The sequence below is a fragment of the Streptosporangium lutulentum genome, from assembly GCF_030811455.1.
Lineage (GTDB): Bacteria > Actinomycetota > Actinomycetes > Streptosporangiales > Streptosporangiaceae > Streptosporangium > Streptosporangium lutulentum.
Genome location: NZ_JAUSQU010000001.1, coordinates 5,793,152 through 5,807,531, shown reverse-complemented (window position 1 = coordinate 5,807,531; position 14,380 = coordinate 5,793,152). Strand labels below are relative to the sequence as shown.

At 69.1% G+C, this 14,380-nt stretch carries 10 protein-coding genes; 9 read left to right on the top strand and 1 reads right to left on the bottom strand.

Going from position 1 to position 14,380, the window contains the following annotated elements; all coding sequences use genetic code 11:
* Positions 1-243: 243 nt before the first annotated feature.
* Positions 244-1,173, bottom strand: coding sequence for an ABC transporter substrate-binding protein (locus tag J2853_RS25810; RefSeq protein WP_307562234.1), 930 nt, complete (start codon positions 1,171-1,173; stop codon positions 244-246).
* Positions 1,174-1,436: 263 nt separating this feature from the next.
* Between J2853_RS25810 and J2853_RS25805 the strand changes: the two genes are divergently transcribed.
* The 9 genes from J2853_RS25805 to J2853_RS25765 all read left to right on the top strand — a co-directional run bounded on the left by J2853_RS25805 (position 1,437) and on the right by J2853_RS25765 (position 14,368).
* A complete protein-coding gene (locus tag J2853_RS25805) occupies positions 1,437-2,750 on the top strand; it encodes an ammonium transporter (RefSeq protein ID WP_307562232.1) in 1,314 nt (437 codons plus the stop codon).
* 274 nt (positions 2,751-3,024) lie between these two features.
* Positions 3,025-3,363: a P-II family nitrogen regulator gene (locus J2853_RS25800; protein ID WP_307562230.1), complete on the top strand. Its 339-nt coding sequence runs from the start codon at positions 3,025-3,027 to the stop codon at positions 3,361-3,363.
* Between the two features lie 3 nt (positions 3,364-3,366).
* Entirely contained in the window at positions 3,367-5,646 is a 2,280-nt protein-coding gene (locus J2853_RS25795) for a [protein-PII] uridylyltransferase (RefSeq protein WP_307562228.1), read from the top strand.
* A 278-nt stretch (positions 5,647-5,924) separates the two neighbouring features.
* Positions 5,925-8,972, top strand: a complete 3,048-nt coding sequence (locus J2853_RS25790) for a sensor histidine kinase (protein ID WP_307562226.1) — start codon at positions 5,925-5,927, stop codon at positions 8,970-8,972.
* Positions 8,969-9,391, top strand: a complete 423-nt coding sequence (locus tag J2853_RS25785; protein WP_370879334.1) for a roadblock/LC7 domain-containing protein — start codon at positions 8,969-8,971, stop codon at positions 9,389-9,391. The genes J2853_RS25790 and J2853_RS25785 overlap by 4 nt, the downstream gene beginning before the upstream one ends.
* A gap of 27 nt (positions 9,392-9,418) precedes the next feature.
* Positions 9,419-9,781, top strand: a complete 363-nt coding sequence (locus J2853_RS25780; protein WP_307562224.1) for a DUF742 domain-containing protein — start codon at positions 9,419-9,421, stop codon at positions 9,779-9,781.
* Entirely contained in the window at positions 9,762-10,349 is a 588-nt protein-coding gene (locus J2853_RS25775) for a GTP-binding protein (RefSeq protein ID WP_307562223.1), read from the top strand. Before J2853_RS25780 ends, J2853_RS25775 begins: the two co-directional genes overlap by 20 nt.
* Positions 10,350-11,280: 931 nt before the next feature.
* Positions 11,281-13,839 carry a sensor histidine kinase gene (locus J2853_RS25770; RefSeq protein ID WP_307562221.1) on the top strand — a complete coding sequence of 853 codons (2,559 nt, stop codon included), beginning with the start codon at positions 11,281-11,283 and terminating at the stop codon, positions 13,837-13,839.
* Positions 13,840-13,843: 4 nt separating this feature from the next.
* On the top strand, positions 13,844-14,368 hold the full coding sequence (locus tag J2853_RS25765) for a DUF742 domain-containing protein (RefSeq protein ID WP_307562219.1): 525 nt from the start codon (positions 13,844-13,846) through the stop codon (positions 14,366-14,368).
* Positions 14,369-14,380 lie beyond the last annotated feature (12 nt).

Sequence of the window (14,380 nt, the reverse complement as noted above, 5' to 3'; positions counted from 1 at the left end):
ATGGAGATGCCAGCCTATGTTTCGTTCATCTCCGGGCAAAGGGATTTCACCTGAACTGAGACGGCCGGCCGCACCCCCTGCCCGCCGCAGCGCACACGGATGACAGCCCACCCAGGCGAAGTATGACCGAGACGGCCGCACCACTCGAACCCGGCAAGGAACAGCCCCACCCGGGCGAAGCGCGACCGAGACGGCCGTACCACTCGCACCCGGGAGCGCCGGCCGCCCTTCTCGCCGTGCCGGTTACGGCTTGGCGTACTTCTCCAGGTCGTCGAGGATCTTTCCGGCGGCGGTGATGCCGATGCCGGTCATCCAGGTCTCGTCGTTCACGTTGTGGGCCTTGCCGTCCTTGACCACCGGCAGGTTCTTCCAGAGCGGGCCCGCGACGACCGAGGCCTGGGTCTGCACCGCCTGGTCGCCGAAGGCGGTGTAGAAGAGCACGTCGCCGTCGGCCTGAGCGAGGTTCTCCTGGCTCAGCTCACCGAAGCGCTTGTCCTCGACGTCGGGCAGCATCTGCGGTGCGGGGCGGCCGAAACCGGCGTCGCCGACGACGATGCCGCTGAACGACTCGGGGCCGTACATCCGGATCGGGCCGGGCATGAAGCGCACGATGCTCACCTTGACGTCCTTGGAGCCCCCCAGGGCCTGTGCTCGGGCCTGGTAGTCGGCGAGAAGTTTCTCACCCTGTGCCTTCTTTCCCAGTGCGTCGGCGTCGAGCAGGAAGTTCTCCTTCCAGGTGATCCCCACCTTGTCGGTGAACACGGTCGGCGCGATCTGGCTGAGTTTGGCGTACAGGGGCTCCTGGCGGAACTTCGAGCCGAGGATCAGGTCCGGCTTGAGCGCGGTGATGGCCTCGAGGTTGGGTTCTTGGATGGTGCCGACCACCTTGACGGAGTCGAGCGCGGGTCCCAGGTATTTCGGCCAGGTCTGGTTCGCGGACGCCTGCGTCGCGCCGACCGGGGTGAAGCCCAGGGTGGCCAGACTGTCGAGCTTGTCGGTGTCCAGCACGACGACCCGCTTGGGAGATTCGGGCACCTTCGTCTCGCCCATCGCGTGCTTGATCGTACGGGTCGGGCCCTCGGCAGCCTGATCACCGCCGGATGCGCCGCAGGAGGCGACGGTGACGATGGACAGCACGGCGGCGGCTGCGGCCTTGGCCATACGGATGGTCATGGAATCCCCTCAGAATTTTAGGTAAGGCATACCTAAGTCTAGTTGCGGTCATCACCGAGTCAGAGCCAGGCCAGGCCGAAACATCGTCGAAACACCGTGTGACCGAGATTCACAGATGCGAAACACGCAGGGTTACGCCTTGAAACGGCAGAAGAACACTCTTTTGCGCAACGTCAGTGCGCGGCCGGTCGACGGAGCCCAGGAAGCGATCACTGCGACTGTGAAATCGGCCACACGCCATTTGTAAGGGAGGGTCGCGTCGAATGAAGATCGATAGCGGCACCACTGCCTGGATGCTCACAGCCACCGCGCTGGTGCTGCTGATGACTCCCGGCCTTGCGTTCTTCTATGGGGGCATGACCAGGGCCAAGAGTGTCCTGAACATGATGATGATGTCGTTCGTCAGCATCATCACCGTAACCATCGCCTGGGTCCTTTACGGGCACTCTCTGACCTTCACCGACAACGGCAACGAGCTCGTCAACCGGTTCGTCGGCGGCTTCGACGCCCTCGGGCTGCAGAGCCTGGTCGACACGGCCACCAAGGCCGACGGCACCGGAATGCCGAGCCTGGTCTTCTCGGCCTTCCAGCTGACCTTCGCGATCATCACCGTCGCCCTGATCAGCGGCGCCATCGCCGACCGGGCGAAGTTCGGCGCCTGGGTGCTCTTCAGCGCCGTCTGGGTGACCATCGTCTACTTCCCCGTCGCCCACTGGGTCTGGGGCAACGGCTGGTTGTTCAATCTCGGCATCGAGGACTTCGCCGGTGGCACCGTGGTCCACATCAACGCGGGAGCCGCGGCCCTCGCCCTCGCGCTCGTCCTCGGCAAGCGCGCCGGGTGGCGCAAGGAGCCGATGCGGCCGCACAACCTGACCCTGGTGCTGCTCGGCGCCGGCCTGCTGTGGTTCGGCTGGTTCGGCTTCAACGCCGGCTCCGAGCTCGCCGTGGACGGGACCGCCGGCCTCGCGTTCATGAACACCCAGATCGCCACCGCGGTCGCGGCCGGTGCCTGGCTCGTGGTCGAGAAGCTGCGCGACGGCCACGCCACCAGCCTCGGCGTCGCCTCCGGCGCCGTCGCCGGCCTGGTCGCCATCACCCCCGCCTGTGGTTTCGTCGACCCCTGGGCGGCGATGGTCATCGGCCTGCTGGCCGGTGCGATCTGTGCCTACGCGGTGGGCCTGAAGTACAAGCTCGGCTACGACGACTCGCTCGACGTGGTCGGCGTGCACCTGGTCGGCGGTGTGATCGGCGCGGTCTCCCTCGGGTTCCTCGCCGCCTACCCCTTCCTCGAGCAGCAGGGCACCGGCCTGTTCTACGGCGGTGGCCTGACCCAGCTGGGCCTGCAGGTCCTCGGCCCGGTCGCGGTCGGCGCCTACTCCTTCATCCTCACCTGGATCATCGCCAAGATCATTGACAAGGTGATGGGCTTCCGGATCGGAGCCGAAGAAGAGATCACCGGTGTCGACATCACCTCCCACGCCGAGACCGGTTACGACCTCGGCACCATCCACTCCTCGGGCGTGGCCGCCGTCAACGGTCCGGCTCCCGCCCCGGCGTCTAAGAAGGTGGACGCTTGACATCCTTCCCACGGCTGAAGCCGAGGGATTCCGACCCTCACGGATCGGGTTTCCTGCTTCACCGGCAACCGCCCGCCCGGCTTGTACCGCTTGGGTCTTACATCGCCTCCACAGGCGTTTCACCTCTCCACCAGCCCGGCGGCGAGGACACCACTGATCACACGTGCGGTGGCTTGGTTGTCACCACCGCCGAACACACTACCGAATCACGCGGTACCGCTCCGTGTTTCCTCCCAAGAGGAAAGCCCGGGATTTCCACGCTGGAAGGATCTAGATGAGACTCATCACCGCGATCATCAAGCCCTTCAAGCTCGATGACGTGAAGGCCGCCCTGGAGCAGTTCGGGATCAAGGGCATGACGGTCAGCGAGGCCAGTGGGTACGGCCGCCAGCGCGGGCACACCGAGGTCTACCGGGGCGCCGAGTACCAGGTGGACCTGGTGCCCAAGGTCCGGGTCGAGGTGCTCGCGGAGGAGGACGACGCCGAGGACGTCATCGACGTCATCGTCAAGGCCGCGCAGACCGGGAAGATCGGTGACGGCAAGGTCTGGTCCGTTCCCGTGGACACCGTGATCCGGGTCCGTACCGGCGAACGCGGACCTGAGGCGCTCTAACCGGTGAGAGGCGACACTCGCTCGTACGCCGCGGCTCGCAAGGAGCGGGCCGCGGACATCGACCGCTGGCTGACGGACCTGCTCCGCACCGCCTGCGGCACGCCGTACGGGCACAACGGGGAAACGACGAGAAACGTCGATGAGCGCGGCGCCCTCAGCGGGGTCGCGCTCGTCGCGGTTGGAAGCCTGGGGCGGTCCGAACTCGCCCCGGGCAGCGACCTGGACCTGGTCCTGCTGCACAACGGGCGCGATGACGTGGCGCGCATCGCCGATCGCATCTGGTACCCGATCTGGGACTCCGGCGTCGGTCTCGACCACTCGGTCCGGACCGTCGACGAGGCGGCCAAGGTCGCCAGGGAGGATCTCAAGGCGGTACTCGGGCTGATCCAGGCCCGGCACGTGGCGGGGGACCCCGAGCTGACGCGGTCGGCGCGCGAGATCGTGCTCGCCGAGTGGCGGGCCGACTCCAGGCGCCGTCTGGGCGAGCTGCGCGACGCCACGGACAAACGGGCCGAGGCGAGCGGTGAACTGGCGTTCCTGCTCGAACCCGACCTCAAGGACGCGCGCGGCGGGATCCGCGACGTGCAGGCGATGCAGGCGGTGGCGGCGGCCTGGGTCGCCTCGGCCCCGGGCCCACGGGTCCGCGAGGCCTACGAGCTCCTGCTCGACATCCGGCACGGCCTGCACCTGGTGACCGCCCGCGGCGCGGACCGGCTGGTGCTCCAGGAACAGGACGCGGTCGCCGGGAACCTCGGACTGCTCGACGCCGAGGCGCTGATGCGCAGGCTGGCCGAGGCCGCCCGGACGATCGGCCACGCCTTCGACGCCACCTGGCGCACCGTGGACCGGCTGCTGACAGGCCCCGCACCGAGGGGGCGCCGCCCGCTCGCCGACGGCGTCGTCGAGCACGGCGGTGAGGTGGTGCTCGCCCGCGGGGTCAACCCGCGCAAGGACCCGGTGCTCATCCTGCGCGCCGCCGCCGCGGCGGCGGAGGCGGGGCTGCCGCTCGCGCCGGCCACCGTCACCACGCTGGCCGCGCAGTCGCCGCCGCTCCCCGTGCCCTGGCCGGACGAGGCGCGAGACGCGCTGGTCGCCCTGCTCGGCGCCGGGCGCGCGGCCGTTCCGGTCTGGGAGGAGCTCGACCAGGCGGGGGTGCTGGTCCGGCTGCTGCCCGACTGGGAGCGGGTGCGGCACCGCCCGCAGCGCAACCCGGTGCACCGCTACACCGTGGACCGGCACCTGATCGAGGCGGCGGCCGGGGCCGCCTCGTTCACCCGTGAGGTGTCCCGGCCCGACCTGCTGCTCATCTCCGCGCTCCTGCACGACATCGGCAAGGGATATCCCGGCGACCACTCCACCATGGGTGCCGTCGTCGCGCGGGACATCGGCACCCGGATGGGCCTGCCCCCCGCGGACGTGGACATCGTGGAGACCGTGGTCCGGCATCATCTGCTGCTTCCCGAGACCGCCACCCGGCGCGACCTGGACGACCCGGTGACGATCTCCCGGGTGGCCGAGGCCGTGGGCTCGCGCGAGGTGCTCGAACTGCTGGCCGCCCTCGCCGTGGCCGACGGCCACGCCACAGGGCCCGCCGCCTGGAACTCCTGGAAGGCCTCGCTGGTCGCGGATCTCGTGCGACGGGTCCGTTCGGTGCTCTCCGGCACGCCTCTTCCGCCCGCGCCCTCACTCTCGGTGGAGCAGGCGTCCCTGGCCCGTCACGGGGGCGGGGCCGTACGGATCAACGGGGGAGCGGTCACCGTGGTCGCGCCCGACCGGGCCGGGCTGCTCTGGCGTGCCGCCGGAGTGCTCGCCGCGCACCGGATGGTGGTCCGCGCCGCCTCGGCGGCCTCGGCGGGATCGACCGCCGTGATCGAGTTCTCGGTCATTCCCGAGTACGGCTCGCCGCCCGACCCCGCGACGCTGGAGGCCGATCTGCGGCTGGTCCTGGCCGGTCGGCTCGACATCGAGCAGCGTCTGGCCAGGAGGACCAGATCGTTGCGTCCGACCCGGGTGCCCGTGGCGCCGCCCCGGGTCACGCTCGTGGACGACGCGTCCAATACGGCGACCGTCATCGAGGTGCGCGCGCATGATCGCCCAGGACTTCTGTGGCGAATCGGTAGAGCATTTGGTGAATGTGGCCTTGACGTGAGAGCGGCATGTGTGGAGACTCTCGGCGCAGAGGCGGTTGACGTCTTCTACGTGGTTGACAGGGCCGGCCGCCCCCTGACCGACGAGGTCCAGCGGGCGCAGGTACGCGACCAGGTGCTGGCCGCCCTGCGGTAACCGTCGTCAACCGCTCATCCGTCTCATCCGTCTCCTTCGTAACGATTAAGCCCGATATGTCGGCTTTGCCAAACCTTTTCCGTGACCTTGTGGTCTGATGAATTCCACTTGTGTCGTGATGGTGGGGGGTAGCGAGAGCGGTGACGACTGCGACAACCGATGGCGGGGGTGTTCCGGCACGCGATCGTGGCAAGCGGCCTGTCGCTCGGTTCGGCCTGAGAAACTGGCGCGTTCGCTCGCGCCTTACCGCGCTGATCCTGGTACCGACCGTGGTGGGCGTGGTGCTCGCCGCCACCCGTGTCGTCTCCTCCATCGACAGCGTGGCCGGATATCAGCGGACCGCGGCCGCCGCGGAGTACTCGGGAGGGCTGCGCGATCTGGCCCAGGCGCTCGGGCTGGAACGCGACCGCGTCGCCTGGTCCTCGTTCCAGAGCTCGAACAAGGGGCTGAAGGACAGCGCCGATGCGCAGAAGAAGATCGTCGACACGATGGTCGGACGGGTCCGGCTCCAGTTGCAGGGGATCGACGACTCCTACGGCCCCCGGGTGGTCAAGGCTGCGAAGGACGTGGTCTACCAGCTCGCAGGGCTGCCTGAGCTGCGCGGTGTCACCGGAACGGCACAGCTGGAACGGTACAATTTGATGATCGCGCCGTTGCTGCAGCTCCACGAGGAGCTCACCCTGGTCAGCGACGACCCGGAGATCATCGGCAACACCCGTGCGCTCAGCGCGCTGGCCTACGCCAAAGAGGAGATCTCCCAGCAGCGAGCCAGCCTGCTGGCCGGCTACTACGCCCCCGATTCGCTCAACGCGCAGGAGATCGAGAAGTTCATCGCCTCCCGTTCGCGCATGGAGCAGTACAAGGCGGACTTCAGCGTCGAGGCGAGCACGGACAACGGCCAGCTCCTCGTCGACGCCATGCAGGACGAGAAGGTGACCCGCGCCGAGCTGACCAAGGCCAGGGCGATCGTGCTCGCGAGCAATCCGCAGCACACCGGCCGGTTGCTCTCCGATTTCAACGCCGTCAAGCAGTGGTTCTCGGACAACGGCACGGCCATCGACCGGATCAAGAAGGTCGAGACCGAGGTCGCCGGTGACGTGGTCACCCGGGCCCGCATGCTGGAGGACACCGAGCAGCGCAATGCGATCATCACCGCCGGGCTGATCCTGCTCCTGCTGCTCCTGGTCCTCGGCCTGACCGTCCTCATCGCCCGCTCGATGGTCCAGCCGCTGCGACGCCTGCGCGTCGAGGCCCTGGACGTGGCCGGATTCAGGCTTCCCGAGGTCGTGCGCAGGCTCCGGGTCTCCGGAGAGAGCCAGACGCCTGACATCGCCCCCATCTCCGTCGACACCAAAGACGAGATCGGAGAGGTCGCCAAGGCCTTCGACGAGGTCCACCGGCAGGCCATCCGGCTGGCCGCCGAGGAGTCCGAGCTCCGCTCCAACATCAGCGCGATGTTCGTCAACCTGTCGCGCCGCACGCAGACCCTGGTCGAGCGGCAGATCTCGCTGATCGACGGTCTGGAGAAGGGCGAGGAGGACGGCGGCCGCCTGTCGGACCTGTTCAAGCTCGACCACCTCGCCACCCGCATGCGCCGCAACTCCGAGAACCTCCTGGTCCTCGCCGGCCACGAGCCGACCCGCAGGCGTAGCCAGCCGGCCAAACTCGTCGACGTCGTGCGCGCCTCGCTGTCGGAGGTCGAGGACTACGAGCGCGTCCAGATCAAGGTGCACCGTGCGATCTCGGTCGCGGGCAGCACCGCCAACGACATCGTCCACCTGGTCGCCGAGCTGGTGGAGAACGCCATCCAGTTCTCCCCGCGAGCCAGCCAGGTCGTGGTCTCCAGCAGCATGATCGAGGGGGGCGGCGCGCTGCTCGCGGTCAGCGACGTCGGCATCGGCATGACCGAGGAGGAGCTGGTCGAGACCAACCGGCGCCTGGCCGACCCGCCCGTCGTGGACGTCTCGGTGTCGCGGCGGATGGGCCTGTTCGTGGTCGGCCGCCTGGCACTGCGTCACGGCATCCGCGTCCAGCTCCGCCCGCAGGAGATCGGCGGCCTCGTCGCCATGGTCCTCCTCCCGCCGGAGCTCATGGTCGAGATGGTCCAGCCGGCCCAGCCCCCGTCGTGGGGCGCCGGTCCGACCGTCCAGCAGAACTCCTACGGTCAGAACTCCTACGGTCAGAACTCCTACGGGCAGGCCTCCTTCGGTCAGGCCTCCTTCGGTCAGGCCTCCGTTCCGCAGGGCCCGTCGTACGGGGAGTCGTCCTTCGGCCAGACCTCCAGCGAGGTTTCCGCTCCGCGAACCCTCTTCGGCGAGCCCTCCGCTCCGCGGGCCTCGTCGTACGGGGAGTCGCCGTACGGGGAGCCGGCCTACGAGGCTCCCGCTCAGCGGGCACCCTTCGGTGAGGCCCCCGCTCCGCGCGCCTCGTCGTACGGGGAGCCGTCCTTCGGCGAGACCCCCGCCGCACGGGACTCCTTCGGCCGGGACTCCACCCCGCAGGCACCCTCGTACGGCTTCGCATCGATGTCCGACGACTCCCAGGTCTCCGGCCGGCAGGTCCCGGCGCCCTCGCTCGGCGCCCCGGTGACCGGCGAGTTCGTCCTCCCCAGGCACCATGCTCAGGAGACGAACGGTAACGGGGCCACCCCTCCCTCGGGGTTCCCCTCCTGGGAACAGGTCTCTTACGACGAAGCGGAGACCTCGTCGATACCCGCGGTGGGATTCCCCCAGGTCGAAGACGAGCCGGAGGAGTTCCTGCCCATTTTCGCCTCGATCGAGTCGGCCTGGTTCCGCCGGGCGGACGATCCGGGTGAGCACGAGGCCGTGGACGAGGACCCCGCGCGGCGAGCCGCGACACCGCTCGCCGGTCCGCTGGGCTCCACCCCTATGACGGGTGAGCCGCTCTTCTCCGAGACGATCCGGGGAGGCGGTCGTCCGTCGGTCGGCGGGCCGGTGGCGGAGCCGATTCATGAGCCGATCCATGAGCCGATTCGTGAACCGCTCCGTGGAGCCGCCGGGGAGACGGCTTCCATGCGAGAGACCGGAAGCTGGCAGACGCCGGCCGACGCAGGATGGCAGGCGGCGCAGGCGGCGAGTGAGCCCGCCCTCGGCGGGGTCACCGCGGCCGGTCTGCCCAAGCGCACTCCCCGGGCCAACCTGGTGCCCGGAGTCGCGGCCAGCGTGCCGGCCACCCCGATGCCGCCGATCTCGGCGGACCGGGTGCGGAGTCGCCTGTCGAGTTTCCAGCAAGGTGTACGGCGGGGCCGTGCTGAAGTAGGTGAAGACGCCACCGGTAACCCGGTGGACAAGGAGGAGAGTTCGTGACGACTCTGAGCCATGAGGCGCGTAGGTTCGACTGGCTGATCACCGAGTTCGTCCGCGGCACCCCCGGGGTCGCACATGCGGTGTGCGTCTCGGCCGACGGACTGCGGATCGCCAGTTCCGAGGGTTTTCCGAACGATCGAGCCGACCAGCTGGCCGCCGTCGCGGCCGGCCTGCTGAGCTTGACCGTAGGCGCGTCGCGCGTGTTCGAGGGCGGTGCCGTCACCCAGACGGTGGTCGAGATGGAACGCGGCCTGTTACTGGTGATGGCGATCAGCGACGGCTCCGTGCTCGCCGTGCTGGCCTCTCCCGAGTGCGACATGGGCCTGGTGGCCTACCAGATGACCCTGCTCGTCGACCGGGCCGGTCAGGCGCTCACCCCGGCCCTCCGGGCCGAGCTCCAGTCTTCTCGGAGCCGATAGTGACCGCGTTCTTCACAGGAGAGGGTCGTGCTCGGAGGTGACGGAACCGGGGACGAGGAGCCCCTGTTCCGTCCATATGCGGTCACCGGTGGCCGATCAGAACCGCGTTATCACATGGCTCTGGAGTCTCTGGTCTCCTCCTCGTTCATCATGGAGGAGGATATGGCTCTGCTCACCCCCGAGCAGGACGCCATCATCAGGCTGTGCCGTTCGTTCCGGTCGGTCGCCGAGATCTCGGCTCTGCTGAGGATCCCGCTCGGTGTGGCCCGCGTGCTGGTGGCCGACATGGTCGACGAGGGCCTGGTCCGTATCCATCAGCCACGTCTCGAACAGGGACAGCCGGATCTCAACATGCTCGAAAGGGTTCTCAGTGGACTACGCAGGCTCTAATCACGGAGGCCTGACGTCAACGAAGATCGTTGTCGCGGGCGGGTTCGGCGTGGGCAAGACCACGTTCGTGGGCGCCGTGTCGGAGATCCTCCCGCTGACCACGGAGGCGGTGATGACCGACGCCAGCGCCGGCATCGACGACCTCGGCCTCACCCCGAACAAGGCGACGACCACCGTCGCGATGGACTTCGGCCGCCTCTCGCTGGACAAGGATCTGATCCTGTACCTGTTCGGCACCCCCGGCCAGCACCGGTTCTGGTTCATGTGGGACGACCTGGTCCGCGGCGCCATCGGCGCGGTGGTCCTGATCGACACCAGGCGCCTGGCCGACGGCTTCCCCGCGATCGACTACTTCGAGGAGGCCAAGCTCCCCTTCGTGGTCGGCGTCAACGGCTGGGACGGGCAGTTCCCGCACACGGAGGACGAGGTGCGGGAGGCCCTGGCGCTGGCCCCGCACATCCCCGTCGTGCGCACCGACGCCCGCTACCGTGACTCCGTCAAGGGCACGCTCATCACCCTGGTGGAGCACGTCCTGCGCGTCCGCGCGAGCTACGGCACGCCGGTCTAGGGACGGCAGGGGTTCCTGCCCCGCCGAGGCGGCCGTCAGGGGGGTTCCCCCGTGAGGGCCGCCTTTCGCTTTCCGCCGATTCGATCGGGGTGAAAAGCCACCGGGGTTCGTGGGAACACATCGGCGGCGGGGTGCTTTTCCCGGTCACTCGCGTGGCGGCATTGATCGGGGCATTCTCGCCGCCCGCGCGGAAGCCCTTTTTGTCGGGGCCGAAATCGCGGTCCGGTACCTCATCGTTGGTGAGGTATGAGCGTCTCCGTCGCGCAGCGGACCCGAATTACCTGGTTTATCCGTCTCGAATAGATGGGTGTACGCGTTGATCCGGTGATCCCCGGATATTGGCCGATCATCCATCCGGGGACGTGCCACCCGAGAGCGTCTTTGTTTCCATTTCTTCCGGCGAAGATCGCGACCTTCTTCTCCTCGACGTAGCTCCGCCTCGCCGTCCCGGCCCTCGGCGACGACGTCCGCCGGGTGCGCCCGCGCGGTGCGGGGGAGGTCTCTCAGGCGGAGCGCCGGAGGGGCCGTCGAGGACGTAGAGGGCAAGACATGGCGGAGGGGTCGCAAGCGGCGACGCCTTGATCTTTTGGAGGTCGCCGAGCCTTCGTCGCATTGTCGTCCGACCGCTGCCCGCTCATTATGGAACGATGTAAACGGTCATATAAGATTGATAAATGCCCGATAAGGGTATTAAGACGCCCAAATCAGGAGTCTAGATTCCTGGTTGGAGCTCCAGATTTTGCCCTCATCGTCCAATGAACCAGACATTTGTTTGGGCTGCGTTCCATTGGCCTCAAGGGTTGAGATGTGCTCGAATTGCCCAGAGTCATGGGAAGTCCGGCCAGGAGGTTCATCCACCGAGAGGCAGCGTTCGGTGAGCACACACAAGATCCGATTTTCGGGTGACAGTCTGCGGCTGCGGAACTGGCGAGTGCGTTCCAGACTCGTCGCGCTGATTCTGGTGCCCACCGTCGCCGCGGTGCTGCTCGGCGGGGTCCAGGTGTTCGCCTCCATGAGCGCCGCCACCGACTACCAACGGGTCAACGACCTCGCCAGGCTTTCCGGCAACGTCGGCGCGCTCACCCACGAGCTGGCCGCGGAGCGCGACCACATGGCCTGGTTCATCGCCCTCGGCCGCCCGGACGACGGCGTGGACGGCGTGAACGACCGGATGGACGCGGTGGACGACGCGGCGAAGCACGTCCGCGACGGCGGCGCCCTGCTCAAGGACACGCTGAGCGGCCGCGCCGGGGACGAGGTCGAGACCGGCCTCACCCGGCTGGACGATCTCGCGCCCCTGCGGGAGCGGGCGCTGAAGTCGGGGCTCCTTCCCGACGCCGCCGTCGACGCCTACTCACTGATGATCGCCGACCTGCTCTCCCTCCATGACGAGCTCGGCAAGGGCAGCGCCGACGACGCGCTCCTGGGCAAGGCGCTGACACTGGACGCGCTCGTCCGGGCCAAGGAGGCGCTCTCGCTCCAGCGGGCGCTGCTCACGGTGGTGATGGTCGCGGGGCGGTTCGAGCAGCGCCAGATGGAGGCGTTCCTCGGCGCGCTCTCCACCGAGCGCAACGAGCGCAGGACCCTGGCCGCCGACGCCGAAGGCGAGGACCGCCGTCTCTTCGAGGAGACCGTCAACGGCACGACCGCCGGCCGGGCCGAGCTCCTCCGGGAACTGGTCCTGCTCCGCGCGGCCTCCGGCGCCTCGCTGAAGGGACTGGACCCGGCGAAGGAAGATGACGCCAGGGAGTGGTTCGACGCCGCGTCGGTGACGATCGACCGGATGCGCGAGGTCGAGAAGCGATACGCCCAGGACATCGTCGTGCGGAGTGAGGAGCTCGGGAACGCCGAACAGATCCGTGCCCTCCTGGTCGCCGCGGCGGTCGCGGGCCTGCTGCTGATCGTGCTGCTGATCACTACAGGGGTGGTGCGCTCGCTGGTCGGGCCGCTGCGGCGGCTGCGCAGCGAGGCGCTGGAGGTCGCCGGTGAACGGCTGCCGGCGTACGTCCAGCAGGTGCGTGAGTCGCGCGACGGTGAGGTCGTCGCCGACGTGCCGTCGATCGGGGTCACCTCCCGCGACGAGATCGGCGAGGTCGCGCGGGCGTTCGACGAGGTTCACCGGGAGGCGGTGCGGCTGGCGAGCGACGAGGCCAGGCTGCGCAATACGGTCAACGCGATGTTCGTCAACCTCTCCCGCCGGAGCCAGACCCTGGTGGAGCGCCAGCTCACCCTGGTCGAGCGGCTGGAGCGCGGTGAGCGCGACGACCAGCGCCTGGCCGACCTGTTCAAGCTCGACCACCTGGCCACCCGAATGCGCCGCAACAGCGAGAACCTCCTCGTCCTGGCCGGTCAGGAGGTGGTGCGGCGCTGGCGGCAGCCGGTCGAGCTGATGGACGTGGTCCGGGCCTCGCTGTCGGAGGTGGAGGACTACGAACGGGTGGTGACCCGGGTCAACTCCGAGGTCGCCGTGGCGGGCCCGGCGGTGAGCGACGTGGTGCATCTGCTCGCGGAGCTGGTGGAGAACGCGGTCTCGTTCTCGTCCAGGGAGCACGAGGTCGTGGTGTCCAGCAGCCGCATCGACGGCGGCGGTGTGATGATCTCGGTGTCCGACCAGGGCATCGGCATGACGCCCGACGAGCTCTCCCAGGCGAACCGGCGTCTGGCCGACCCCCAGACCGCCGACGCCTCGGTCGCCCGCCGCATGGGCCTGTTCGTGGTCGGCCGCCTCGCGCTCAAACACGGCATCCGCGTCCAGCTCCGCCCCCAGGAAACCGGGCTGAACGCCATGATCGTCCTTCCCGAGCACCTCCTCGCCCCTCTCCCCGCCTCCGTTCCCGTTCCCGACGCCGTGCCCGCGGGGTTCGGCGGCCCGTCTCGCGCGGGTTCCGTCCTGGCCGCGCCGTTCGCGCCGGAGACGCCCGCCGTACCCGCGCGGACCTGGCCTCCGGCGATGGAGGAGCCGAGCGTGTGGAACCCCCCGGCGGAGCGGGAGGGCAACCGGTTCCTCCAGCCGCCGCCCGGCCCGTTCGACCGTCGGCCGAGCCCCCCCGAGGTGAACGGCCTCGGGCCGGCGCCGAAGGCGGGAACGTCGCCGCCGGATCCGGAGACCGATTTCTTGCCGATCTTCGCCTCGGTGGAGTCGGCCTGGTTCCGCGCCGCCACCCCCGGCTCCGCCGAGACCCCCGCCGAAGGACCGGACCGGGCCGCTTCCGCGAAGTCCGGAGCCGCGCCCGGGTCGTGGTCGTCCCCCGGCGACCCCGGCTGGCGGGCGGCCCAGGCGGCGAGTGCCCCCGCCCTCGGCGGGACGACCACCTCGGGCCTGCCCAAACGGACTCCCAAGGGCAATCTGGTCCCCGGCTCGGTGAGCCCGGGCGCCCAGTCCCCGCCGCCCGCGGCATCCGTCTCGGCCGAGAAGGTCCGAGACCGGTTGGCGAGCTTCCAGGAGGGCGTGCGCAAGGCCCGCAACGAGCTCCCGAACCGGGAGACCTGAAACCGTGCGGGGCGAACACCAGGACGATCGGCAGGGGTTCCGGAACGGTCACGGCCCGTCGCGGGAGGAACCTCCCCGGTACGGCGCACCGGCCGTACCCTCCCGCAGCGACCCGTGGGCCGAGCCTCCGACGTACAGCTCGCAGCAGGACGTGCCCCTCGCGTACGGCTCGGCGTACGGAGAGCCTCCCGAGGAGGAGAGCTCGCTGGTGCGGATGTACACCGTCAGCCGGGGGCGGACCGCGCCGCGCACCGGGCTCGCCGTGGAGGCGCTGGTCTCCTCCACGACCTCCGAGCAGCTCGGCCTGTCCTACATCCGCGAATACCGGGTCATCAGTGATCTCTGCCGTCGGATCCGCTCCGTCGCGGAGATATCCGCCCTCCTCGGCACCCCTCTCGGGGTCGCGCGCGTCCTGATCTCGGACATGGAGTCCGAAGGTCTCCTGCGGGTCCACCGGCCCCAGATCGAAGAGGGAGGCCCGGGGCCCGAGCTCCTCGAACGCGTCCTCGGCGGGCTTCATCGCCTCTGATCTCCCGGTCCG